The organism is Flavobacterium sp. GNP010, from assembly GCF_056428945.1.
The window spans coordinates 62,837-86,343 of sequence record NZ_JBWJVK010000015.1; the positions used below are offsets into that span (position 1 = coordinate 62,837).

At 32.3% G+C, this 23,507-nt stretch carries 23 protein-coding genes; 10 read left to right on the plus strand and 13 right to left on the minus strand.

Going from position 1 to position 23,507, the window contains the following annotated elements:
• Positions 1-7: 7 nt before the first annotated feature.
• From AC061C_RS08340 to AC061C_RS08390, 11 genes are all read right to left on the minus strand, one after another.
• Complete coding sequence (locus AC061C_RS08340) at positions 8-1,939, minus strand: ATP-dependent helicase (RefSeq protein WP_478290783.1); 1,932 nt, start codon at positions 1,937-1,939, stop codon at positions 8-10.
• A complete protein-coding gene (locus tag AC061C_RS08345) occupies positions 1,936-3,870 on the minus strand; it encodes an ATP-dependent nuclease (protein WP_478290784.1) in 1,935 nt (644 codons plus the stop codon). The genes AC061C_RS08340 and AC061C_RS08345 overlap by 4 nt, the downstream gene beginning before the upstream one ends.
• Positions 3,871-3,958: 88 nt before the next feature.
• Positions 3,959-5,596, minus strand: coding sequence for a site-specific DNA-methyltransferase (locus tag AC061C_RS08350; RefSeq protein WP_478290785.1), 1,638 nt, complete (start codon positions 5,594-5,596; stop codon positions 3,959-3,961).
• 284 nt (positions 5,597-5,880) lie between these two features.
• Positions 5,881-6,138 carry a hypothetical protein gene (locus AC061C_RS08355; RefSeq protein ID WP_416857611.1) on the minus strand — a complete coding sequence of 86 codons (258 nt, stop codon included), beginning with the start codon at positions 6,136-6,138 and terminating at the stop codon, positions 5,881-5,883.
• Entirely contained in the window at positions 6,128-6,436 is a 309-nt protein-coding gene (locus tag AC061C_RS08360; RefSeq protein WP_417984168.1) for a hypothetical protein, read from the minus strand. The genes AC061C_RS08355 and AC061C_RS08360 overlap by 11 nt, the downstream gene beginning before the upstream one ends.
• Before the next feature lie 11 nt (positions 6,437-6,447).
• Positions 6,448-6,801: a hypothetical protein gene (locus AC061C_RS08365; protein ID WP_478290786.1), complete on the minus strand. Its 354-nt coding sequence runs from the start codon at positions 6,799-6,801 to the stop codon at positions 6,448-6,450.
• The gene (locus AC061C_RS08370) at positions 6,798-7,022 is read right to left on the minus strand and encodes a hypothetical protein (protein WP_478290787.1); all 225 of its coding nucleotides are present in this window, start codon (positions 7,020-7,022) and stop codon (positions 6,798-6,800) included. The genes AC061C_RS08365 and AC061C_RS08370 overlap by 4 nt, the downstream gene beginning before the upstream one ends.
• An 18-nt stretch (positions 7,023-7,040) precedes the next feature.
• On the minus strand, positions 7,041-8,798 hold the full coding sequence (locus AC061C_RS08375) for a hypothetical protein (protein ID WP_478290788.1): 1,758 nt from the start codon (positions 8,796-8,798) through the stop codon (positions 7,041-7,043).
• A gap of 83 nt (positions 8,799-8,881) precedes the next feature.
• Positions 8,882-9,091 (minus strand): hypothetical protein, encoded by a 210-nt coding sequence (locus tag AC061C_RS08380; RefSeq protein ID WP_478290789.1) that lies wholly within the window; start codon positions 9,089-9,091, stop codon positions 8,882-8,884.
• Between the two features lie 5 nt (positions 9,092-9,096).
• The gene (locus AC061C_RS08385) at positions 9,097-9,354 is read right to left on the minus strand and encodes a hypothetical protein (protein WP_059114463.1); all 258 of its coding nucleotides are present in this window, start codon (positions 9,352-9,354) and stop codon (positions 9,097-9,099) included.
• Positions 9,351-9,530, minus strand: coding sequence for a hypothetical protein (locus tag AC061C_RS08390; RefSeq protein WP_478290790.1), 180 nt, complete (start codon positions 9,528-9,530; stop codon positions 9,351-9,353). Before AC061C_RS08390 ends, AC061C_RS08385 begins: the two co-directional genes overlap by 4 nt.
• 215 nt (positions 9,531-9,745) lie before the next feature.
• Between AC061C_RS08390 and AC061C_RS08395 the strand changes: the two genes are divergently transcribed.
• On the plus strand, positions 9,746-10,093 hold the full coding sequence (locus tag AC061C_RS08395) for a helix-turn-helix domain-containing protein (RefSeq protein WP_478290791.1): 348 nt from the start codon (positions 9,746-9,748) through the stop codon (positions 10,091-10,093).
• A gap of 953 nt (positions 10,094-11,046) precedes the next feature.
• Here AC061C_RS08395 and AC061C_RS08400 read toward each other — a convergent pair.
• A complete protein-coding gene (locus tag AC061C_RS08400) occupies positions 11,047-13,065 on the minus strand; it encodes a M13 family metallopeptidase (RefSeq protein ID WP_478290792.1) in 2,019 nt (672 codons plus the stop codon).
• Between the two features lie 743 nt (positions 13,066-13,808).
• On the opposite strand from AC061C_RS08400, the gene AC061C_RS08405 reads away from it, so the two are divergent.
• A complete protein-coding gene (locus tag AC061C_RS08405) occupies positions 13,809-14,369 on the plus strand; it encodes a DUF6642 family protein (protein ID WP_478290793.1) in 561 nt (186 codons plus the stop codon).
• Positions 14,370-14,615: 246 nt separating this feature from the next.
• Positions 14,616-14,849, plus strand: coding sequence for a hypothetical protein (locus AC061C_RS08410; protein WP_478290794.1), 234 nt, complete (start codon positions 14,616-14,618; stop codon positions 14,847-14,849).
• Positions 14,850-14,975: 126 nt separating this feature from the next.
• On the opposite strand, the gene AC061C_RS08415 is transcribed toward AC061C_RS08410, so the two are convergent.
• The gene (locus AC061C_RS08415) at positions 14,976-15,428 is read right to left on the minus strand and encodes a DUF4442 domain-containing protein (RefSeq protein WP_417944096.1); all 453 of its coding nucleotides are present in this window, start codon (positions 15,426-15,428) and stop codon (positions 14,976-14,978) included.
• Between the two features lie 289 nt (positions 15,429-15,717).
• Between AC061C_RS08415 and AC061C_RS08420 the strand changes: the two genes are divergently transcribed.
• The 7 genes from AC061C_RS08420 (at position 15,718) to AC061C_RS08450 (ending at position 23,486) form a co-directional block, all read left to right on the plus strand.
• Positions 15,718-16,173: a DUF4870 domain-containing protein gene (locus AC061C_RS08420; RefSeq protein WP_309759297.1), complete on the plus strand. Its 456-nt coding sequence runs from the start codon at positions 15,718-15,720 to the stop codon at positions 16,171-16,173.
• A 208-nt stretch (positions 16,174-16,381) separates the two neighbouring features.
• Positions 16,382-16,714: a PadR family transcriptional regulator gene (locus AC061C_RS08425; RefSeq protein ID WP_099713267.1), complete on the plus strand. Its 333-nt coding sequence runs from the start codon at positions 16,382-16,384 to the stop codon at positions 16,712-16,714.
• A 2-nt stretch (positions 16,715-16,716) separates the two neighbouring features.
• On the plus strand, positions 16,717-18,459 hold the full coding sequence (locus AC061C_RS08430) for a PspC domain-containing protein (RefSeq protein ID WP_478290795.1): 1,743 nt from the start codon (positions 16,717-16,719) through the stop codon (positions 18,457-18,459).
• Between the two features lie 2 nt (positions 18,460-18,461).
• On the plus strand, positions 18,462-19,202 hold the full coding sequence (locus tag AC061C_RS08435) for a head GIN domain-containing protein (protein ID WP_478290796.1): 741 nt from the start codon (positions 18,462-18,464) through the stop codon (positions 19,200-19,202).
• 164 nt (positions 19,203-19,366) lie between these two features.
• Positions 19,367-21,640: a M1 family metallopeptidase gene (locus AC061C_RS08440; RefSeq protein WP_478290797.1), complete on the plus strand. Its 2,274-nt coding sequence runs from the start codon at positions 19,367-19,369 to the stop codon at positions 21,638-21,640.
• 116 nt (positions 21,641-21,756) lie between these two features.
• On the plus strand, positions 21,757-22,590 hold the full coding sequence (locus tag AC061C_RS08445) for a GIN domain-containing protein (RefSeq protein WP_478290798.1): 834 nt from the start codon (positions 21,757-21,759) through the stop codon (positions 22,588-22,590).
• A gap of 26 nt (positions 22,591-22,616) precedes the next feature.
• On the plus strand, positions 22,617-23,486 hold the full coding sequence (locus tag AC061C_RS08450) for a hypothetical protein (RefSeq protein ID WP_478290799.1): 870 nt from the start codon (positions 22,617-22,619) through the stop codon (positions 23,484-23,486).
• The last annotated feature ends 21 nt before the right edge of the window (positions 23,487-23,507 follow it).

A 23,507-nucleotide genomic window follows, 5' to 3' on the forward strand; every position in this document is an offset into this window, starting at 1 on the left:
AGTCTTGTTATGTAGTTTCTAATTCTTTTAATCCCTCTAGGTATTCTGATGGTTTTTGAGGTTTGGGTACTTCTGGATTCCAAGGCATTATTCTTGTTTGCGGGTATGAAATATATAAAGCTCTTTTTGCTCTCGTAACTGCTACATAGAATATATTTTTTTCCTCAATCAATGCATTTCCGCCAGTTTGTTTACTCTTATAATACGGCAAAGAACCATCATCTAAACCAATAACAAATACAATTTTAAATTCTAATCCTTTTGATAAATGTATCGTACTAAGAGTAATGCCATTCTCTTCTTCTTTGGGTATAATTGTACCTAGAGATAATTGCGTTTTGAAATGCGATAATGATTTTAAATCTGCTTTAGTGTTTCGAGCATACAACTTCCAATATTTTTCATATTCTGCAATATCTGACTTTATTAATTCTCCCTCTTTTTCTTTAATATTATCTTCACCATTACTGTTATTTGGTTCACTTACTTCGTCTTTTAAAATAGTAAGTGCCGATTGAAAATTAAATCTTTCGGAATCATTTATTATTTTCCAAGATTTTAATATTTTTTGATATTCGAGTAAATTAGAGTCATACAACTGCTTACTTACTGTTATTAGCTTCTCAAATCCTGAACTATACTCCACCGTCTCATTTAGTTCGATGTCATATACTTTTAAAATAGCTTCAAAGTCTAACTTGTCTAATGGGTTTATCAATACCCTTAATCCCAAATCGAAAACATTCATCAATTGACTGTCGAAACTTATTGTTTCGCTTCCCTTTTTAAAGTGACAAAGTATTTTTTGTGAATCTAACTCTTCCTTAACATATTTGAATAAATATTTACTTCTAGCTAAAATAACAATATCAGACATTGAAATATCTTCTGAAATTATTTCCTCTGAATATGATTTACTTTCTAAATACTTCTTTATTTCTAAAACTATTTTAAAGGCTTCTTCTTTTTCTGTCTTGCAATTATCTAAGAGCATAAATTTCCCTTCAATGCTTGTCTCGTACCCAGTCATAGAACCTTTGATTACATGATTTGCAACCTCAATTATTTTCTTTGCAGACCGATAATTAGTAACTAATTCTTTTTTTTCTGCGTTGAAATCTAAAATAAATTTCTCTTGCATATACTTTATATCCGAACCATTAAAATTATAGAGCGACTGCTTTGTGTCACCAACCATCATTACATTTTTATGCTCTCCATTACACAACAATTTCAATAATTCGTACTGAGAAAAATTCAAATCTTGTGCTTCGTCTATAAAAATATATTTGAATTGTTTTCTATATAATTTTGCAATCTCTGGTCGTTCCGAAAAAATTTGGTATGCTTTTAAAATTACATCATCAAAATCCATTGCTTTTTGAGACTCCAACAAATCATTGTATTCATTATACATTTTTTGTATTTTGATATTTTCTTTATCATTGTCTAAAGAATCAAATTTTTCAATTCCTTTAAGATTTTTCTTTTTTAGACTGATGTACGACAATGCGTTGTTTATAAACTGCATTTGTCCTTTTTTATCTTTCTCTACATAATGTTTTTTTAAATCCCAGTTTTCAGGTTTTTCAAACACTTGAATTAGTAAAGAAATACGGTCGTCATTTTTTTCGAAAATAAAAGGTTGCTCTCCCAATCCTATGGCATAACCATGTTTTTGAATTATATCTAAACAAAAACTATGAAATGTGCCTATAAATGCACGACGGTCGATTTCTTCAACATCTGCCAATCTTTCTTCCATTTCATTAGCCGCTTTATTGGTAAATGTTAGTGCTAAGATGTGAAATTTCGAATTAACTTCTTGCAAAAGCCGACGGATTCTTTTGGTAAGAACGCTCGTTTTTCCGCTTCCAGCACTTGCCATAACTAGCAATGCTTCGCCTTGGTACTCTATAATTTCGTCCTGAATGTTCATGGTATTACGATATTTAAGTCTTGTGCCATCCTTTCAATCAGTTCATTTATCTTAGGAGGCAAAATTGCTTTTCCTGTTTCATCTTTTTTATCACATATTGCAGTTGAAATTTCTACTGAATATTTTGTTTTATTTTCGTGCATACAATCCAATAACGCTCTTCTTACTCCTCCATCTTCATCGGATTTGTAGTTTCTTGTTAATACATTGCCATCTGCGTCTTTATCTTTTGTTGGATTGTTGTTGTAGGATTCTATGTATTCCTGAATATAAATTTCATTACTCTCAACTTTACTAATAGCACCTGATATAACAGTTTCAAAACCTTTTTCTAATAAATATTCTTCAAAATCAAAAGTATCGAGAGTGAATAAATTTGCATATTCATTTTCGTCAAAAACTTCCGCAATCTGATCTTTCACTTCTTTTTCAGTATTTTGGTCGCCATCACTCAAAATATACCATCTAATATTCAGAAATTTAGCAAAATTCAAAAAAGGCTTGTAATTCTTTTTACCTCGAACACCAACAAAATTAAAACCTAATTCAAAAGGATATTTTCCCAATTTTTCTTTGACGAATATTGGTAGTGCCTGCTCTTCTGTTTCTCCTTCACATAGTATTAATGTTTTCGAAAAAAGCAACTCTCCTCTTGTGTTCAATATATTTCGTTCTATTTTTCTTTGCTCATCTGAATTGAGTTTCTGACCTTTTATTCTTTTTAGTTCTTTAAGTCTTTCTTGTATTGCTTTTTTCTCTTCAGAAGTTTTGCTTTTATCTCTTAAATCCTCTTCGAAAGATTTTATCAACTCTACTTCATCTTCAATAAACATCAACTGCCCAACTTTCAATCCTTTTTCATCCTTATAAAAATGTCGCAAATTCATTAAATTACATTGTGCAGCAACAAATGGAGAATGCGTACTTATTACTTTTTGCCCAAATATATTTTGCAATTGGCTGCACAATTGTCTCTGTGCGTTTGGATGTAAATGTGCCTCGGGTTCTTCTATTGCTAATATTGGAAAATATAGATTATTTATACTTTCTAACCAAGAAATATATGCACTAAGTGTTAGCAAAGATGCCCAACTTCTTGTTCCCATTCCGTGATATTCAAGAGGGAAACTCTCGAAATTTGTATCCTTAAAGTTGATATTCATATTCCTACCAATATTTTTCAATTTCTTGTCCATTGGCATTATTTCAACCCCATTCCCTGCCGAATTAACAGTATTATTAAGTTCCTGCAATTTCTCTTTTAAAAATTTAAGAGGCTTACTACCGTTAATAATCCGCTCATTCAAATCATGTATCTCTTCTTCTATTTTGGTGACAACATCATGGACTATGTCGGGCTTGTTTGTTAGTTTTCCTAAAAATGAAGTTCTGTCATTCAAATCTAAATGTATATCTCTTTGTGCATCAATGAATATTGATGAAATTGATTTAGGTTTTGCGAATTTATCTTCTTGACTTTTCTCTTGCCAAGTGGCAAAAGGCAACCATTGTTTTAATAATTTTATTTCGGCTTTGTATGATTGTGTGAGAATATCAAATTTATAACGAGTGCGGAATGCAACGAATTGATTCCCGTCAGTATCAAATTTGATGTAATCGCCACTTAAATCTTCGCTTTCCGCCCACTTATCCTCAAACTCTTGAATTCGTTTTCCATCTGCATCAACCGAAATGATACGAACGTCTGTTATTATTTCGAGCGTGTCAGGGTCTATTATCCCATCATAATAAATATCATCTCTCGAAATTCCTTTGCGGTCTGTTCCCAAAGCAAGGTGTAAAGCTCTTAAAAATGATGTCTTCCCCGAATTATTTGCTCCAACAAGCATTGTAAGAATTGATAAATTTACTTCTAAATTTTTTATCCCTCTAAAATTGGCAATTCTTACACAATCTATTAATATCCCCATCGTTTAATGATTTTCATTAACTTCTACCTCTCATTCTATTTCTTACTGAACTTGTAAAACTTCTTTACAAGTTGCATTCTATTTGCTTCTAAAACCTCGTTATATCTCTTGGAATTTTCTTGAAGATAATATTATGCTTGATTATGAACTCTTTTGTGAGCAAACAATTGTCAGCATAAATCACATATTGTTCTGCTTTGGTTTTCATAGTAGCCAAAAAAGCATGGTCTAAGGTCGTAACTTCGTCCTGCTCATAATTAAAGTAATAGGAGGTATCATTGTGTTTACCTAGATAATGTTTGTTGTCCAAATGCTCTACTTCTTCAAGTGGCTTTTGGGTTTCGGTGTAGTAAACATATTGGCGTATTTTCTCAATGCCAACAATTTCATTCAAAGTGCCATTTTCTAAAAACATCGATTCTCCCAATTCGTAAAAATCAAAACTCCCGCCTTTACCTTCGGTTGAGCCGTAACCTTGGATAACTCTTTTTACTCTTTCGGCTGTAATAGTTTCCGAATAATCTTCCATTTCGATGCAGATGAACTTTCTATTTCCTTTATCTAGTTTATTACTATTCAGAACGGCATGAGCCGTTGTCCCACTTCCTGCGAAACTGTCAAGAACAATAGAATTTTTATCTGTTGCTTGATGTAAGCAATATTGAATAAAATCAACTGACTTTGGTGTTTGAAAAGATTTCTGTTCAAAGATTTTTTTTAATTGAAGCGTTCCAGCTTCACTTGAAAATTCAGAACCAAGCCAAAATGATTTTGGCTTTATAGTTTTGTTTGCACCATCTTTACTTAAATAATCCTTTTGAAAAACATCAAATTCATTTCTCGTTTTCACTATTCTGACTTCAACTTCGTCAAGTCTATTACTTAAAGTTTCCTTTCCCCAACGCCAATTGCCATTTTCGCCACTTGATAATTTAGGAATAATTTCAATCCAATCTTCTTGTTTTTCAACGGATACGTTGTTATTTTCTTTATTGTAATAAATTGGATAAAACAAATTTGGACGGTCTATTTCTCGTGAATTACTCCCCCGTTTTCTTAATCCAAGCAATCTATAATGACCATTGTTATCCTTTTCTTTATATTCATTTTGATATTCTTCAGGAATAGGAACGCCGTTTGTTACAAATTTTCCTTTCTGAAAAATCATTAAACTCTCGTGAGCAGTTGCAATGAATTTATCATCACTTCTTCCTTTCAAGTTATTTACAACCGCAACATTTGCGATAAAATTACTTGATCCAAATATTTCATCACAAATTAATTTAAGGCTTGCTTCTTCATTCTTGTCAATAGAAATAAAAATCGCTCCATCATCTGCCAATAGTTTATGCAGTAATTTCAAACGGGGATACATCATGCAAAGCCATTTATCATGCCTTGTAAGGTCTTCAGCTTCTTTGCCTACAACTTGCCCGAGCCATTTCTTTATTTTTGGGTCGTTTACATTGTCATTGTAAACCCAACTTTCGTTACCTGTATTATAGGGTGGGTCTATGTAAATACATTTTATTATTCCTTCGTATTCAGGTAAAAGAGATTTTAATGCTTCAAGATTATCCCCATGAATAATTTTATTTCCGCTTTTTGTTTCTTCCTCAGATTGATTTCCATTATTAAAACCGTAGGAATGTTCCAAAACCTTAAAAGGAACATCCATGTGATGATTGATAACTTTTTCTTTTCCTATCCAGTGTAGTGTTGGCATATTTTATTTTCTCAAATTCATTATTGCAATTCGCAAAGTTAGTTTTTAAATAAGTTGTGGGCTTCTATAAAGTAGTTGACAATATCAAACGTTCTATTATGGGGTAATACTAAAATCCCTTATTATAGAGATATGTATGATGCTTTTATTCAAGTTGCAACTTTTTGAAGAATATTTTGTTAAGCAACGTTGCACCATTCATCATTTTTTTTAAACTTATTACTAGATTTCACTTCAAATGTAATTAAACATTTCAACAAATACAGAAACCTAACTATCAAAAGTTATTTTGAGCAAAAATCAATTTTAAGACGACTTCTTATCAGAAACGAATATTTGTCCTTTCCACCATCTAAAACTTTATTAAAAAGCTTTAATTTAAGTTCTTCATCATTTACAAAGTTCGAAAGCTTATTTGCAGAGGTTAATTTGGTGTTTTTTACTGGATTTTCTTTCGGATTTTCAAGAATACGTATAATAAAATTTCTGTTTATTAATGCATTTGTTGGGTTGTTCGATTTGATTGCATATTTACGTGACATCCTTATATCTTTTTTTAAATAGTTTTTTGCTTGACAATAATTCCCGATAATCATTCAACTTGATTTTCAATTCGTCAGATAGAATGTAACCGTCTGGAGTTCCATTTTTTTCTATAAACATAATTACTTCCTGTGTCGAAATATTCTTCGCATTCATTCGCATTCCTGCGGGAATTGATTTTCTAGTTTCTTTGAGTATTTCGTTTATTTCTTTTCTTATATACAATTCGGGAACTTGACTCAAATACAATGCTTGCAGTTCTTTTTTATCTCTAATGTAGTGTAGTGTTTTTAGCATTCTCCTTTGGTTTAAATCAAATTGGTTAATTGTTGGTCAATGTTATTTCTTGTTTTCAAGAGAACGTATTTTTGATAATCGGTTAAAAACGATACTTCTTGAATGCACAATAAAAAAAGTGCCGATGCCTCGGAAATAGTAAATCGCATCGATACAGCGTTTTTGAAGTTTCGCTCTATTTTATTTCTCAGTTTAAAAGCCAAACGCATTAAAATATCAATTAAAATGAAGCCAATATAAAACTCCGCATTTTCCTTATTCATACTTTTTAACGCTTCGATTTTGTCGTTTACAAAATAGATTATCTGCTCCCTTAAAACTTCAATTTCATCTACTTTAATATTTTTCAATTGAATAGACTTCATAACTTTTTTACCACAATTAAATTCCCATTTTCGTAAAACTGAATAACGTTTGTAATTTTCGATAGTGCGTGTTTTTCAAACCGTCGCAACATACTTGCAATTACAGATTGAGTGTTGCGTTTGTTTTGATTTATTGGCGACCACCAAACAGCATTACTTTGTTTGCTTTTGGTAAGGATTACCATTTTAATTTTCGAGGATTCAGGAACAAATACTGGCATAGTTATAAATGGATTAGGTTAAAATTCACTAAAATCATATTGTGCAAAATCGGTATCGATGTTTATTACTTTCTCATTCATTTTTAAGGACTTTTTTTCAATCATTTGGGGTAATTTCTCCAAATATTCTACTGGCAAATTCTTTTCGACATAATCAAACAATTGTGGCATAGTAATTTTGTTTTTAAAGAAACGATTTACTTCATTCTCGCATTTTTCAGCATAATTAATCGCTACTTTTCTACGAACTGCATTGGCTTCCTGCTTCTTTTTCAAAGCTTCGTATTTTATCTTTCCTTGTAAATACTCTCCCCATTTGATTTTTGTATATTCAAAACCGACTTCTTTTGAAGTTTTTCGGGTCATATCAAAATAATCATAAGGAAATAATGGCGGAAATTCATTTTTTACAAACCATTTTCTCGCCCATTCCGCTCTCCAACGCATTTGTTGCACGTCTTCGACAATTGATGCTTTATTAAATGCTTCGCCTGTAAAAGCAATCCACTTGTTTTGCATATAAAGTGCAATGGCTTTCTTCCAAGAACCTACAAATGGCGTAGTATTTTTGTAAATTTTTGAAATACTCTTAAAGAAATCTTGTATCACAAGTTCTCGAAAATCCTCTTTTAGCATTGTTCCCGAATAGGCTTCTTTGAACAAGTAGCGAATATCTATCGGTTTGTAGTTGTTGTATTCCTTGTTGGCGAGATTTACAGCTAGTTCCTGCGGGTGTATAATTAAGTTTTGCAGTTTTTCGGACAAAGTTTCTAAAACTTTAACATTTTCCGCCCCCGCCCCCTCGGTTGGATTTTGCTCCTTGCTGGCTGGTGTTCCTGTAAAAAACAAATAAGAAGGCGTGACCAAAGGGAACTCCTTATTAAAAAGAGGAATGTTTTTCACATTCTCTTTCTTTTGACATTCATTTAAAGATGTTCTAGTACTCTCATTGTTATCAGGTAATACTTTCTCGCTTTCAGAGATAAACCGTTGATTTTCAGCCATTGTTAATTTTGAGGTTTTGAGGTCTAAAACCGTCAAAATTTCAGCATTTATATGTACTTCTACGGGTCTATTTTGCCCTTTGAAAACATAATCAACAAATACTCCACATTCTTGCAATCGTTGCCTGTGGTTACGCACCGTCTTTGTACAAAGGTTTAAACTGTTTATTCCGTTACGTTTTAATTCGGTTACTAAAAATGAATTGATTTTAAACTCTTCAATAGGTCTGATAGCCGTAACGCCCAACTTCATATACTGCTCATTGCGTTTCATTAGTTGCGAATTGTACAGGTGTAGCAAGTTTTGAAAAACCAATTCCGTTGCATATTTCACCGTATGTGTTTTTTTCTTGTACATAATCATTCCGTAATCTTTACAAAAAGTATCCACGTTTTCGTTATATTCTCTAGCTTTTAAGGATTGTTTATTCTTCACAAAAAGCACAGAGAATTCCTTTTGCATTTCGTTCAATTCATTTTGACGTATAAAACATCTAACATTCGCATTATGTTTGTCAATCAAACCGTTCTCAGCATTCGTCTTGAAGTTATAACCCGCAATGTACTTTCGGTAATTGTCCATTGTAACAGAAAAGGCTTCCATCGTTATAGCAGGATAAACCGCCATAATGCGATTGTCCAATTGCAAAGAAGTTGCAACAGTTGTCGCAATGCTTTCTAGGGTTTTCTTTTTCTCGACAGTACTCCCAAAGCCAAAAAGATTGGAAGCCAACGAAAAAACTTTACTATCTAACTTCTGTTTATTCATCATACATACGTCGTTATAACCTTTCAGCATCGGGCGGAATACACCCGAATGCGTCTAGGAATTTTCAGCATTTGCTGGAGGTATTTTTATGCTTTTCTCTTTTTACTAAATTGTGTTGCAATAAGCATTTCAGTTACACTCTCTAATGTCCAGTTTTCTAAAGCGTTCGATTTTTTTACTTTTTTGGGAGCGGGTTTTCCAAATTCTTTATCAATACACAAGGCAAGTTCTTTCAGTTCCTCTTGGGAAAGAAAGATTTTGGCGTTGTTGAATATTGATAAAACTTTTGGATTCATTAAACTTAAACTTTAGATAATTTTTTACGCTTTTTTTGCATTATTTTTTTTGCTTTTATGGTTTTATTGACCAATTGCATAATGGCTATTTCTACCTTTTCATTTTCACGCATACCGTTTACAAAAATTCGGATGCTGTGTGTTGTGTAATCTTTGCCAATGGCATTTTTAATTTTCAATTTCTGTAGATGCTGTGATACTTTTGCAGAATATTGCTTTCCTAATGTTTCAATCAAAAGAACTCTTTCTTTGTCTGTAATCATATTTCCAATTGTATTTGGTAACTATACTCTTTTTGTAATTCTTTCAAATCCATATTCTCCATTTCAAAATCCCAAGGCAGATAAATCGTTTTAAGATTCGCATTGTATTTCACTCCTGCTTTTATCAACTTTTGATGCAATCTGTATCGTCGATTCGTTTTTGCCGTTCGTCTCATAGGTTTTAATTAACATTCGGTTTGAAATTCAATCAATTGCAACATTTTTCTATAAATAGCAGAATTTTGCAATATTTTTTATTACTTTCGTGGCTACACTTTTGCTACATTAGTGTTACAGAATTGCTATATTGATTATTGCAAATATATACAACATTTGCAATATTTTGCAATTTATAATGCGAAATATCGCAAATTTTTAACAATATTCGAATATGCAATTGATTATCAAAGAAATAAGAGAGAAAAAAAAATTAACTCAAGATGAAGTTGTTGAGCTGTCAGGCATAAAAAAACGTACTTACGTAGATTACGAAAATGGAAAATCTGACATTCCACTATCTAAATTGCAAAATATCGCAACAGCACTAAAAGTAAATTTATTTGAGTTGTTTGATGGTTACGAAAACACATCTAACGAAAAAGCACAAACTACCGATTTTTTACAATTGCAATTCGAAAACGAAGCTTTGCGAAAAGAAAACACAGAATTAAAAAAAGACAAAGACTTTTTACAATCCCTACTACAACGAAATGACAACGATAAAAGTCAAACTGCATAGTAATATGCAGGTTGTTTGGAGAAAGGAAATAGAAGAAGTTGAGTAACAGAATCTATCCGATAAAAACACAAAAAGAAGAACACAAATAATTAAAAATAACTTAACAACAAGAATACTAAAGCGCATACGATTTACATTATTTCGCACAAAAATAGCTTTGCAAAGCACCGTAAACATTAGGGGTTTAAAATATGGTTCAAATTCATAACCCTGAGGTCCCGAGTTCAAATCTCGGTCTCGCTACAGACTTAAAGTCAAGTAAATCACGGATTAGTGTCAACTAATCCGTTTTTTTATGTCTAAACTTTTAGTAACTTAACACAACATACACGATTACGTACATGATTTACCTATGAAATCTAACTAGTCATGACTTTATATGTACATAGACAATGTAGATTTAAAAGTTTGGTATAAGCTATCCGAAACACAGCAAGAAGATGCACTATCTAAAGAATGGTATGTTTATTATTTTTTTTAAACCCTAAAAAAGGAAAGCTGACTCGTCATTCTAATATCATTTCGAAGTAGTTTTCTGTTTTGCAAATTTTAACTACAACGAGTTTTTAGGAATAGTTTTATCTCTTATGCTGCGAAAATAGTTTTGATTTTCGCTCTTCTAAGAATAGATAAGTATTATTTCAACGGCGCTAATGGTTTTCGTTGTTAGTTTGAATGTTTATTTAAATTCAATGATTATTCAAAAAATAAATCTAAACCCTAGTGCGAACAATAGGTCTTAGACGCTGGTGATAGTATCACATTCGAACTAACCATAAAGTTATTTCTGTTGGATCAAGTACAAGGAAACTTACTATTTTAATTAAGAAATAAACAATGAATTATGAGTTTAGTTCTAATTTAATTACAATTAAAATAGCACTTGCCAGAATGTTTTTTAAAACAAAAAAAGCCCAACATTACTGCTGGGCTTTCATTTGATATGAAATCGTCTACCAAATTTTAACACGTTTATCAGTTGCTAAATAAAGTGAATCTGTTGGTTTAATTTTAAATGCTTCATAAAATTCTGGAACGTTGCGTACTACAGCATTAATTCTGAATTTAGCCGGCGAATGTGGATCGGAAGCAATTTGATTTCGTATTGCTTTTTCACGGCTCTTGTCTAGCCATACTTGTCCCCAACCTAAAAACACTCTCTGGATTCCAGTGTAACCATCCATTACTGGTGCTTCTTTGCCGTTAAGGCTTAATTTGTAGGCTTTAATTGCAATACTCAATCCTCCCAAATCTCCAATGTTTTCGCCAAGGGTAAACTCTCCGTTAAGATTTAAATCTGGAAATACTTTGAAAGCGCTGTATTGATCTACTAAAGATTTTGTTTTGGCTTTAAAAGATGTTAAATCTTGTGGTGTCCACCAGTTTCTCATAACACCTTCACCATCAAAAGTACTTCCTTGATCGTCGAAACCATGACCAATTTCATGACCAATTACCGCTCCAATTCCGCCATAATTTACTGCATCTTCTGCTTTTAAATTAAAGAAAGGTGGTTGTAAAATAGCCGCTGGAAATACAATTTCGTTTAAGGTAGGATTGTAATAGGCGTTTACCGTTTGAGGTGTCATTCCCCACTCTGTTCTATCAACAGGTTTTCCTAACTTGTTTAGCATTCTGTTGTATTCAAATTCTCTAGCTCTTTCGGTATTTCCAAACAAGTCATTTTTGGCCACTTTTAAAGCTGAATAATCTCTCCATTTGTCTGGATAACCAATTTTAATCATGAATTTATCTACTTTGGCAAGTGCTTCTTTCTTGGTGTTTGCGCTCATCCAATCTAGCTTCTTGATACTTTCAGCATAGGCTTTCAATAGATTTTTCACCATTCCGGTCATGCGTTCTTTCGCTTCTGGCGAGAAATGCTTTTTTACATATACTTTACCCACAATCTCTCCCAAGCCACCGTTTACAGAATTTACGCCTCTTTTCCAATCTTCTTCCTGAGCTTCTGTACCGTAAAGTGTTTTTCCATAAAAGTCAAAATTTTGTTTGTCTAAAGCCGTTGTTAAATAATTAGCAGTATTGTTTATCAAACTCCATTTTAGGTAGGTTTTCCAAGTATCTATTGGCGTGTTTTTGATAATATTATTTAAGCTTTTGGTATATTCGACCTGAGAAATTACGATTGTTTTTTCTTTTTCAATACCTGCATTTTTAAGCATTGCATTCCAATCGAAATCAGCCATTAACTTTTTTAAATCGGCTACATTGTATTTGTTATAGAGTTTTGCCGTGTTTCTAGTTTCCTCTTTTTTCATGTGGTTGGTTGCCAATACGGTTTCCAAAGCCATAATTTTAGTAGCACTTTCAGCTGCATTTGGAAGTCCAATTAACTGCAACATTTTTTCTATATGTGCTACATATTTAGTACGCGTTTCTACCATTTTGGCATCGGCTTGCAAATAGTATTCTCTTTCAGGAAGACCTAATCCGCCTTGCCAAGTCATTAAAGTGTACTGTTTTGGGTTTTTAAAATCTTCGGTAACGACAACAGAAAAAGGCATTGAAACACCTGTTCTGTTTGATTTTCCAAAATAAGCTGCCAAATCTGAATAATTTGCAATAGCATCAATATTTTTCAATTCTGGTTGGATTGGCGCAATTCCTTTGGCATCGCGGTCTTTTCTGTTCATGAAAGAACTGTAGTAATCGCCAATTTTCTGTTCGTCTGAGCCTTCGGTAAAAGTACCTTTTGATGCTTCTTCGATAATCGCTTTTACATCCTTTTGAGATTGATCATACAAGACATCAAAAGCACCGTAGGAAGTTTTATCAGCTGGAATTTTATTGTTTTTAACCCACGTTCCGTTTACATAGGCATCAAAGTTGTCACCAGGATTTACAAGCGTATCCATGTTTTTTTTGGTGACTCCTGAAATTAATTCTTCTTTTTTATTGCACGAAGCCATAAGAACGACTGCAGCAACAAAAGAAATTTTTAGGTTTTTCATTGTTTAAGGTTTATTAATTGATTTTTTATATTTTCTTAACTTTCTGAGTGATTAGTTCCTTTTTTAGTAATTTGTTACACTAATAAAATACCAATTGTCTTTTTATAGCATTTAATGAGAGATTATATTTATTTGAAATTAAGTTCTTAACTAAGGTATTAAAAATTTTAACCATTTGAATCTTTTGCTACTGTAAAGAAAAAAATTACCTGATACAATACCGTATATTATAAAAGCAAAATTTTATTTCGGTTATTAGTAACCACCTTTACTCCATAAGGAAAAGTAAATTCTTCTATGGGTTGATTTTCTATTAATTAGTTGCCAGTTTTACGTTTAATTCGGAATTAAATCCTTGTACAGAAATTACTAATTAAATTATTTCGACTGGATTGAGCATTAAAGTTATTTCTTTATAAATGACTCTTCAGCTTGATTTGATAATTCTTAAGTATAAAAAAAATTAACGTAATCAGTATTAATAATTGACTAACGCAACTTTAAAATTAGATAATCGAAATTGGATTCTAAGAGTTAATAATTAATTAGCGTAAAAACTACCAGCGAATTCGTTTCTGAAGTATTTTTGTAAATTAAAATACAAAGTGGGGATATTAAAAAATACTAGTATCAGAAATAATTACTAGAATACTAATGCTAATTTGGAATGCTCAGATTTATTAAGTTCAAATTAAATGTGTTCCACTTTCCAGATCATTGCTCATCTTCATAAATTAAACTCCATGGATTCAGATACTTTTATTTTTTGCCTTGAAGCAGTCGCTGATATTGAAACTGAAACAGCTAGCGAAGTTGTCAAAAATTTAGAACAATTAGCTTTTAAGCAAGGAATCGCGAGCATTTATAAAACATGCGATACTATTGAGAGCTTGGAAGAAAGTTTAAATACACTACTTTACGATGATCATAATTTCAAAAATTATGAAATAATCTACTTTGTCATGCAAGGCGAAGGAAATACTATTTGCCTCAATGAATATTATTATACTTTAGAAGAAATAGCAGAAATTTTTGAAGGGAAAATGAAAGGGAAAATTTTACATTTTGCAAATTCAAAGGTTTTAGACTTAGGCAATGATGAAGCACAATATTTCTTAGATGTTACAGGAGCGAGAGCTATTTCAGGTTATGGCACATCCTCTAGCACATTAACTAGTAGTGTACTTGATACTCTTTTTTTTAGTTTATTTGAAGAACAAGATGATCCTGTAGCAATAGTTAATGAATTATTTGAAAAGCAATATGCACGCTGCAAACTGCTTGATTTTAGATTATATTACTAAATTTATCCTGTTAAATCTACTCGCCCAATATAATCCTATTTCGTAGTAGCTGGTAAAATATACTGCTTATTACTGCCGAAATAGATGGTGTTATAGTACTTGTTTTATATCAAAAAGTGTTATGGTTTTAAAAACAAAAATATTTTGAGACAATTAAACTTCATCTAAGTAAGGCACTATTTTAATTATATTTGAAAGTAAAAAATTGAATACGATCATTAATTAACACTATTAAAAAAAATGAAAATGAAAAAAATAGTAACTGTATTGGCCTTTGCATTTGTAACAATAGTCGGAAGTGCTCAAGAAAACAAGACAAATCCACAGGAAAGAATTAAAAAGGAATCCTGTTGTTCTAAAAAAGATTCCAAATCTAGAGCGATGAGTGCTGAAATGTTAGAAAAGTGTCAAGTGAAATGCAAAGCTGAAGGAAAAAAGTGCGATGCTGCAATGACAAAGGCATCTGGCAAAAAATGTTAATTATCAAATATTCTAATTATATCCAAAAAAAAAACACCGCTAAAATCTGCGGTGTTTTTCGATATTTAACGATATGTAATTGAAATATGCTTTGCCTAATTAAATTACACCAAACTCTGCTGGGAGCTACTTAGCGCGAACGCTCCATTCAAAATCCATTTCTGATACTTGAACCCCTTTTTCATCAGTACCAATAGACTTCATCCAGAAGGTTTGCCCTTCACCGGTGGCTATAGTTTCCTGAATAGCTTGTTCGATTAAATGCCCATCATTACAAGTAAAAGTAATTCTTCCGGTTGCTTTTTTTGTAAAATTCCCTTTGTTGTTAGCAACAAGCATCGATATTTTTCTACCACTTTTTTGAATCTGAAACATTACTAAAGCACCTGTAGCTAGTTCTGCCGCCATTGCTTGAACAGCAAAATACATAGAATTGAATGGGTTTTGATTGATCCATCGGTGTTTTACAGATACCACACATTGTTTTTCATCAATAGTGGCGACACGCACACCACAGATAAACGCTGACGGCAATTTAAAGAAGAGAAATTTATTGAGTTTTGATGCTGTTAGTTTCATAGGTAGTAAATATAAGTTTTTAATAAAAATAAGGTGACGCCATTCTTACCTGCTTTTTGAGAGTTTAAATCTTGGCATACTCTATAATCACTAGGATTTTTGCTAATATACAAAAAAATACTATGCACGCCTAATACTTTATTTTGTTAATTTTTTGTTAATATTAGGTACTATGCGAAACAAGATACTGTCTTTTAGATATATATTTGCATAAGAAATTACTAGGTACAAATAAATAAGCCCTTGTAAAATTTCAATTATCAATCAATCACTAATTAAAAAAATTAAAATGGAAACCACAATTGAAAAAAATACCGCAACATTTACGCACTTGAGTGCATTGACTCAATATTTTATTCCTTTTGGAAATTATATTTTTCCAATACTATTTTGGAGTTCAAAAAAAGAAAGCTCTGAATTTGTGGATCACCACGGAAAGCAAGTTCTAAATTTTCAGTTGAGTTTATTATTGTATTCTTTAGTGCTTGTTTTAATTGCTGTTCCTACATTTTTAATCACACTTTTTAATAATGTTCCTTTTGAGGCGGTGGTTAATGATCACGATTTTGTTTTTAGAAATTTTAATATAGATGGAAACATCGGAATGGTAACAGTAGGGATAATAGCTGTTGTACTATTTGGTCTTTTGAAAGTCGCTGAATTCTTTTTAATCATATATGCCTCTATCAAAACATCAAACGGTGAAAAATATAACTATCCGATAACGATTCCATTTATCAAATAAACGCTCTCATCAAGCGAATTCCCTAGCCCCGATTGCAATGGAAATCCTTTTTTATTTTTTTTTAAAATAAAAAAGATTGTAATGAAAAGCGGGATTAAGCTCCCAAAAAAATAAGTTATTCAAAACTGCTTTGCACGTTGCAAAGAAAAATCAATCATCAATCAAAAAATGAACTATTTAATCCAAACAAAATCAAAAAAAAGAAATTATGAACATTGAAAACACAAAAGCCCAGATGCGTAAAGGGGTTCTCGAGTTTTGCATCTTATCTGTATTAAAAGAAAAAGATGCATACACATCGGAAATATTAGACACATTAAAAAACGCAAAGTTATTAGTAGTTGAGGGAACCATTTATCCTTTACTAACCCGATTGAAAAATGATGGATTGCTCAACTACCGTTGGGAAGAATCCACATCCGGACCGCCAAGAAAGTATTACGGTCTAACCGAAATAGGACAAACATTTTTAAAAGAACTTAGTGGCACTTGGACTGAATTATCTGATGCCGTAAACCTTATAACCAACCAAAAACAATAGTCATGAACAAAACTGTAAATATAAATCTAGGCGGAATGATTTTTCATATTGATGAAGATGCATACCAAAAATTAACACGATATTTTGATGCCATAAAACGTTCTTTATCGAACTCATCAGGACATGATGAAATTATAAAAGATATTGAAATGCGTGTTTCGGAATTACTGAATGAGAAACTGGTAAACGACAAACAAGTCGTAGGTTTAAGAGATGTAGATGCGGTTATTGCCGTTATGGGACAACCGGAGGACTACATTATAGAGGATGAATTAAAAGGAGCTACATCCTATAACTCTACTGCAAACACTAGAACAAAAAAATTATACCGCGATAAAGAAAAAGGAATGATTGGCGGTGTAGCTTCAGGTTTAGGTCATTATTTTGGAATAGACGCTGTTTGGATCAGAATTGCATTGATACTTTTAGTTTTTGCTGGATTTGGAACTGGAATTTTAGCTTATATCATCCTTTGGATTGTAGCACCCGAAGCTATAACCACATCTGAAAAACTAGAAATGACGGGAGAACCAGTTACTATTTCTAATATTGAAAAAAAAGTAAGAGAAGAATTTGAAAATGTTTCAGATAAATTGAAAAATGTTGATTACGATAAATACGGGAATCAAATAAAAACAGGTGCGGGAAGATTGGGAAATTCCTTTGGTGATTTTGTCATGACCGTTTTCAAAGTTTTTGCAAAATTTTTAGGAGTAATTTTGATCATTACTGGCATAACAGTATTATTTTTTCTACTGGTGGGTATTTTTACACTAGGATCTGGATTATTTATTGATTTTCCTTGGCAGGGCTTTATAGAATCAGGTAATTTTACAGATTATCCGATATGGGCTTTTGGACTTTTGATGTTCTTTGCTGTTGGAATTCCGTTCTTTTTCCTAGCATTATTAGGGTTCAAATTATTAGCTCCCAATATGAAATCTATAGGAAACATTGCAAAATACACCTTGTTAGCACTTTGGTTGATTGCGGTTTCAATAGCGATATCAATTGGAATAAAACAAGCAAGTGCCTTTGCAGTAGACGGTCGAGTGGTTAAGAAAGAAATTATTAATTTGAATCCAAATGACACTCTATATATCAAATTCAGACACAATGATTATTTTGCTAAAAACGTCGAAGATCGCACTGATTTTACAGTAAGCCAAGATTCTACGGGTACTGATGTCATTTATTCTAATCAGGTTAGTTTTAAAATAGAAAATACAGATGAAAAACAACCTTACATCCAAATTGAAAAAGAGGCAAAAGGAAAATCATTGTCAGAAGCTAAAAAAAGAGCAGAAAAAATTAAATATGCTTATACAATAATTGGAAATCAATTGATTTTAGACAACTATTTATTAACCGATTTAAAAAATAAATTCAGAGATCAGGAAATTGAAATAACATTATATTTACCTAAAGGAACTCTAATAAAACCAGATGCATCCATGAGAAATTATGATCGTACTGATGGAGATTACTTCTTGTGGAACCCTGAATCTAGCAATGACGTTTATAGAGTTGAAGACAATATATTGAGATGCATAAACTGCGTGAGTGATGAAAATAATCTAAGCAACACGAATGAGGCCACAGATATAGATGTCAATACTCCTAATTCTAAAAGTGATTCCTCGGAAGTTATTTTAAAAGTAAATGGACAAAATATTATAACAACAACTACATCCAAAAGTAGCTTAACAATGAATAAAGACGGTATCATCATTAAAACAAATTAGTCATGTTAAAAATCATCACATTAATCACAAAATTCATTCTGGTTGCCATAATAGCATTGTTATTTGCCTCGTGCAACCACTCTATTAATTTGAATTCAATAAAGGGAAGTGGAAACATAACCACGGAGAAACGCATTGTTGAAGGCAATTTCAAAAGCATAGAAGTCAGCAATAGCATAGATGTCGTTATTGAACAATCGGACGAAACTGGAATAATGGTTGAAGCAGATGACAACTTGCAAAAACACATTATTACAACTGTAGAAAATGGAATATTGGTAATATCATGTGATGAAACGTATTTTATCAATACCGAAGTTATGAAAGTAACCGTTAAAATGCCTGTAATTGAGCAACTCGAAGCCAGTAGCGATGCTTCAATTACTAGTAAGAACACCATAAAAGGAGAGAATATAGCACTAAACACATCAAGTGCTGCGACAATAGATCTTACTATAGAGGCGGATGATATTACCTGCGATTCTAGTAGCGGAAGCACTATCAAAATTAATGGTCTTGCTTTAAATATACAATTGAGTGCCTCTAGTGGCAGTGCGATCGACGCCAAAAATTTGGCCTCAAATGAAGTCACTGCCGATGTATCCAGCGGTGCAACTATTAGTACCAATGCCATTGTGAGTTTAGATGCAGAAGCATCAAGTGGCGGAAGCATAAGCTATAGCAAAGAACCAAAATCAGTTCGTAAAGAATCTAATTCTGGGGGCAGTATCAGCAGGATATAAACAATTTTGAAAAGTCATAAAAAACATTCTCTAATCAAGGATGTTTTTTTTGAAGCCTATTTAAAAAAACAATGCGCTTTTAACAATCTAAACCCTATTTTTTAATCATTTTAAAGATCGAAATCAAGATCGCAACCAACAATCATCAATCAAAAAATCACATTATGAAAAACATTTTCTTTAAAGCTACACCTTATTTAGCTTTGTTTTTTGGAGTAGCGTCACTCCAAGCACAAGAGACCAAAACTGTAACTACTGTAAACAATAAAAGTGCGTCAAAATACAATTATCACGATTCTTTTGGCCCCAATTTTTATACTAAAAACGGCACAGAATCCAGATCAGCGAGCGGTCAGCCTGGGGCAAAATATTGGCAGAACAAAGCTGACTATAAATTAACTGCTATTTTGAATGAAAAGAACAACGAAATTATTGGTTCAGAAATTTTAACGTACACGAACAACAGTCCAGATAAAATTTCTTTTTTGTGGATGAATGTCGATCAAAATTTGTTTAAAAATGATTCTAGAGGCGAAAAAATAATCTCCATTGCAGGCAGTCGTAACGGTGACAAAGGACAAATTTTTGACGGAGGACATAAAATAAAATCGATTAAGATAGTCACTAACAAAAAAGGGAAAACCATAGAAACTGATGCGAAATTTGAAATAATTGATACTAGAATGCAAGTATTTCTTCCGCAAGAGATAAACCCAAATGGTGGAAGTGTACAACTTAAAATTGATTTTTCATTTATTTCTCCTGACTTTGGGTCGGATAGAATGGGTGTTTTAGACACTAAAAATGGAAAAGTATTTACCATGGCGCAATGGTACCCTAGAATGTGTGTTTATGACGATGTAAAAGGCTGGAACACTTTACCTTATTTAGGAGCAGGCGAATTTTATTTGGAATTTGGCGATTTTGATGTTACCATTACAGCACCAGCAAATTATATTGTAGTAAGCTCCGGCGAATTAGTCAATCCAATAGAAGTATACACAGCAGAACAATTGAAGAGGTGGGCATTAGCTGCTAAGAGCGACAAGACGGTTATAATCCGATCAGCAGCCGAAGTTACAAATACAACTTCTAGACCTACTGGAAAATCAACTTTAGATTGGCATTTTAAAATAAAAAATGCTCGTGATGTTTCTTGGGCATCCTCAGCAGCATTTGTTATAGATGCTGCAAAAATTAATTTACCAAGCGGAAAAAAATCGTTAGCTATTTCAGCATATCCTGTTGAAAGCGCTGGTCAAGATGCTTGGAGTCGTGCAACGGAATACACCAAATCATCTGTTGAAAATTATTCTAAACGTTGGTTCGAGTATCCCTATGCAACTGCCACCAATGTAGCTGGAAATGAAGGCGGAATGGAATATCCCGCAATTGTTTTTTGCGACTGGAAGTCAAAAGACAGAGAGTTGTGGAGAGTTACGGATCATGAATTTGGGCATGGATGGTTCCCTATGATTGTGGGCTCTAACGAACGTTTATTTGCTTGGATGGATGAAGGATTAAATACCTTTATCAATTCATTGAGTGTCGAAGATTTCAATAAGGGAGAATATAAATCTAAACGACCTTCAGATATGCAACGAATGGCAGATATGTTAACCAATGCAGAATTAGAACCTATAATGACTGCACCCGACGGCATGAAAGAATCGAACTTAGGATTATTGGCGTATGAAAAACCATCCTCAGGTTTGATTATGCTGCGAGAACAGGTTTTAGGAAAGGAACGTTTTGACAAGGCTTTTAGAGTGTATACAGAGCGTTGGGCTTTTAAACACCCCACGCCAGATGATTTTTTTAGAACAATAGAAAATGTTTCTGGAGAGGATTTAAACTGGTTTTGGAGAGCTTGGTTCGTCAATAATTGGAGTCTAGATCAAGGCATTACTAAAATTAAATATTTAAAAAATGACCCGAAATTAGGAGCACAAATTTATATTGAAAATTTAGAAAAAATGGCCATGCCAGTAGTTTTAGAAATCAAAACTAAAAGTGGAGCCACTTCAAGAGTTCAACTCCCTGTAGAGATCTGGCAACGCAACACGAATTGGGCATTTAAACATGCTTCAACCGAAGAGATAGCATCCATTACCATCGATCCAGATCATGCCTTACCAGATACCAATACACAAAATAATGTGTGGACCGCCGATAAAAGTGAGTTGGAAAAAGCAGTTATTTTAGACGCTTACCTTGGAAGTTTTTCAAGCAAACAGATTCCAATAGAAATCACTTTAACAGATGAAAATGGGAATCTTACCGGAATTGCTACAGATCAACCCACGCTTACTTTTGAATCGATAGGTACAGATACATTTAGTTATTCACCAGCAGGAATTGAAATTCATTTTAAAGAATCCAAAAATGAGTTTACTCTTAAGGTAAATGGACAAGAATTTTTATTCAATAAAAAGTAAGCTAAACATCTTTTTGAAGTAATCTACTTCTCCATTTATTTATTACTATCAAAAAAATCATCCGCTACAAGTGGATGATTTTTTTTACATTTGTGTAGATATAAAATTAAAATATTATGAGAAAGTATACGCTGTTATTCCTGCTGTTTGTTTTAACGACAGTAGCATTTGGGCAAAAGAAAGATAAAATCAAAGGATCTAAAATAGTAACAACAGAGCAAAGAAAAATTGTTGACTTCGAATCACTTACCGTTGAAGATAATATAGAAGTGTTTTTGGAAAGAGGGGAAAGAGCAGAATTAAAAATCGAAGCCGATGAGAATTTACACGATATTATTGTGCTTGATGAAAGTGATAACACACTCCGTATTTATACTTCAAAACAAGCAACTAATTACAAAAAATTAATCGTCAGAATAACGTATACGAGCGATCTAAAATCAATTACCTCTAAAAACGAAACCACGGTAACTGCTATTCAAGAAGTTTTATTAGATGATTTCGCCTTGAAAACGAATGATGCATCCAAGTTGTTTATGAATGTTAATGCTTCAAATTTTGTACTACAATCCAATGACAAATCAAAAACAGAGCTCAACATAAAATCAGAAAACACTACTATTGAATTAAGTAAAAATAGTTCCTTGAAGGCTTTAATCACCGCAACTAATTTGAAAATAGATATGTACCAAAAATCGGATGCGACTCTGGAAGGTGAAGCTACTAGTGCTGTGATACGATTAGACAATAATGCCCGTTTAACGGCAAACAAATTAACTCTAAAAAATGCGGATTTGACGACAGAAAGTTATTCCAATTGCAGTGTTAATTTTAGTACAACCGTAGTGATTGATGCGGCTAATAAATCGGAAATCCAACTGGTAGGCGCTGCTAAAATTGAAATAAGAAAATTTGCTGATGAAGCAAAACTGATTAAGAAATTGAAATAGTTGGTTAAGTCAACGAAAAAAGCACCATGAAGCACTTGGTATTTTTAATTCTACTTTTTTCCAGTTTGCGCAGTTACTGTCAAGAAAAAAGTCATTTTTTTTTAAATTATACCCTTAATGAAACCTATTCAACCGATATTTTGGATCAATTTTATAAGTTCATTAACGAACCTTTAGATCATGAAAAAGGGAATTATTGGGTAGAAAGTAAATACTTTAAAAATCCAGATGCTGAAATTCTGAATATATTCAATGATGCAAAAAATCACAAAATAACCATTTTATCAATTATTAAAATTGATGAGAAAAGGAGTGTGATTAAAATCGCTTTAATCAAAGCTAATAATAATTTCGGCAATCTCTTTGCGATTTATAATTTCATCTCATATAGTAGCGAGAACAAAATAAAATTTGAGAATATTTTAGATTATAATGTTAAAAATTTTAAAGAATTTATCGTTGATGAAATAAAATATTTATCCTACCAAGAATACTCTTTTGATAAAAAAAATGCAAACAAACTTGTTCAATTTAATAAACAGATGGCAGCCTTTTTTGAGAAAGAAGTGATATCGTTTACATATTTTCTATGCAAAGACATGAATCACTTTAGAATGATAAGAGGTTTTGATTTTGATGACATGATGGTCAGTCAAAATCAAATTGGTGCAGAAACATTTCCTTCTGAAAATTTAATTTTTTCAGGAAACAATTCTGAATATTATCCTCATGAAGTTGTGCATTTATACACACATAGCTATTTCCCCAGAACACATCAAATTTTAGATGAAGGTATTGCAACGTATTTTGGCGGTTCTAAAGGACTTGAATTTAAAGAACACATCAGAAAATTAAAATATCATTTAACACAGCTATCCGAAAGTTTTACTAAATAATAGAAAAACTGCCTCGACCCT

Bases quoted from the DNA above. Each gene is read 5' to 3' on its own strand.
- AC061C_RS08340 (WP_478290783.1), bottom strand. From the start codon at position 1,939: ATGAACATTCAGGACGAAATTATAGAGTACCAAGGCGAAGCATTGCTA.
- AC061C_RS08345 (WP_478290784.1), bottom strand. From the start codon at position 3,870: ATGGGGATATTAATAGATTGTGTAAGAATTGCCAATTTTAGAGGGATA.
- AC061C_RS08350 (WP_478290785.1), bottom strand. From the start codon at position 5,596: ATGCCAACACTACACTGGATAGGAAAAGAAAAAGTTATCAATCATCAC.
- AC061C_RS08355 (WP_416857611.1), bottom strand. From the start codon at position 6,138: ATGTCACGTAAATATGCAATCAAATCGAACAACCCAACAAATGCATTA.
- AC061C_RS08360 (WP_417984168.1), bottom strand. From the start codon at position 6,436: ATGCTAAAAACACTACACTACATTAGAGATAAAAAAGAACTGCAAGCA.
- AC061C_RS08365 (WP_478290786.1), bottom strand. From the start codon at position 6,801: ATGAAGTCTATTCAATTGAAAAATATTAAAGTAGATGAAATTGAAGTT.
- AC061C_RS08370 (WP_478290787.1), bottom strand. From the start codon at position 7,022: ATGCCAGTATTTGTTCCTGAATCCTCGAAAATTAAAATGGTAATCCTT.
- AC061C_RS08375 (WP_478290788.1), bottom strand. From the start codon at position 8,798: ATGATGAATAAACAGAAGTTAGATAGTAAAGTTTTTTCGTTGGCTTCC.
- AC061C_RS08380 (WP_478290789.1), bottom strand. From the start codon at position 9,091: ATGAATCCAAAAGTTTTATCAATATTCAACAACGCCAAAATCTTTCTT.
- AC061C_RS08385 (WP_059114463.1), bottom strand. From the start codon at position 9,354: ATGATTACAGACAAAGAAAGAGTTCTTTTGATTGAAACATTAGGAAAG.
- AC061C_RS08390 (WP_478290790.1), bottom strand. From the start codon at position 9,530: ATGAGACGAACGGCAAAAACGAATCGACGATACAGATTGCATCAAAAG.
- AC061C_RS08395 (WP_478290791.1), top strand. From the start codon at position 9,746: ATGCAATTGATTATCAAAGAAATAAGAGAGAAAAAAAAATTAACTCAA.
- AC061C_RS08400 (WP_478290792.1), bottom strand. From the start codon at position 13,065: ATGAAAAACCTAAAAATTTCTTTTGTTGCTGCAGTCGTTCTTATGGCT.
- AC061C_RS08405 (WP_478290793.1), top strand. From the start codon at position 13,809: ATGGATTCAGATACTTTTATTTTTTGCCTTGAAGCAGTCGCTGATATT.
- AC061C_RS08410 (WP_478290794.1), top strand. From the start codon at position 14,616: ATGAAAAAAATAGTAACTGTATTGGCCTTTGCATTTGTAACAATAGTC.
- AC061C_RS08415 (WP_417944096.1), bottom strand. From the start codon at position 15,428: ATGAAACTAACAGCATCAAAACTCAATAAATTTCTCTTCTTTAAATTG.
- AC061C_RS08420 (WP_309759297.1), top strand. From the start codon at position 15,718: ATGGAAACCACAATTGAAAAAAATACCGCAACATTTACGCACTTGAGT.
- AC061C_RS08425 (WP_099713267.1), top strand. From the start codon at position 16,382: ATGAACATTGAAAACACAAAAGCCCAGATGCGTAAAGGGGTTCTCGAG.
- AC061C_RS08430 (WP_478290795.1), top strand. From the start codon at position 16,717: ATGAACAAAACTGTAAATATAAATCTAGGCGGAATGATTTTTCATATT.
- AC061C_RS08435 (WP_478290796.1), top strand. From the start codon at position 18,462: ATGTTAAAAATCATCACATTAATCACAAAATTCATTCTGGTTGCCATA.
- AC061C_RS08440 (WP_478290797.1), top strand. From the start codon at position 19,367: ATGAAAAACATTTTCTTTAAAGCTACACCTTATTTAGCTTTGTTTTTT.
- AC061C_RS08445 (WP_478290798.1), top strand. From the start codon at position 21,757: ATGAGAAAGTATACGCTGTTATTCCTGCTGTTTGTTTTAACGACAGTA.
- AC061C_RS08450 (WP_478290799.1), top strand. From the start codon at position 22,617: ATGAAGCACTTGGTATTTTTAATTCTACTTTTTTCCAGTTTGCGCAGT.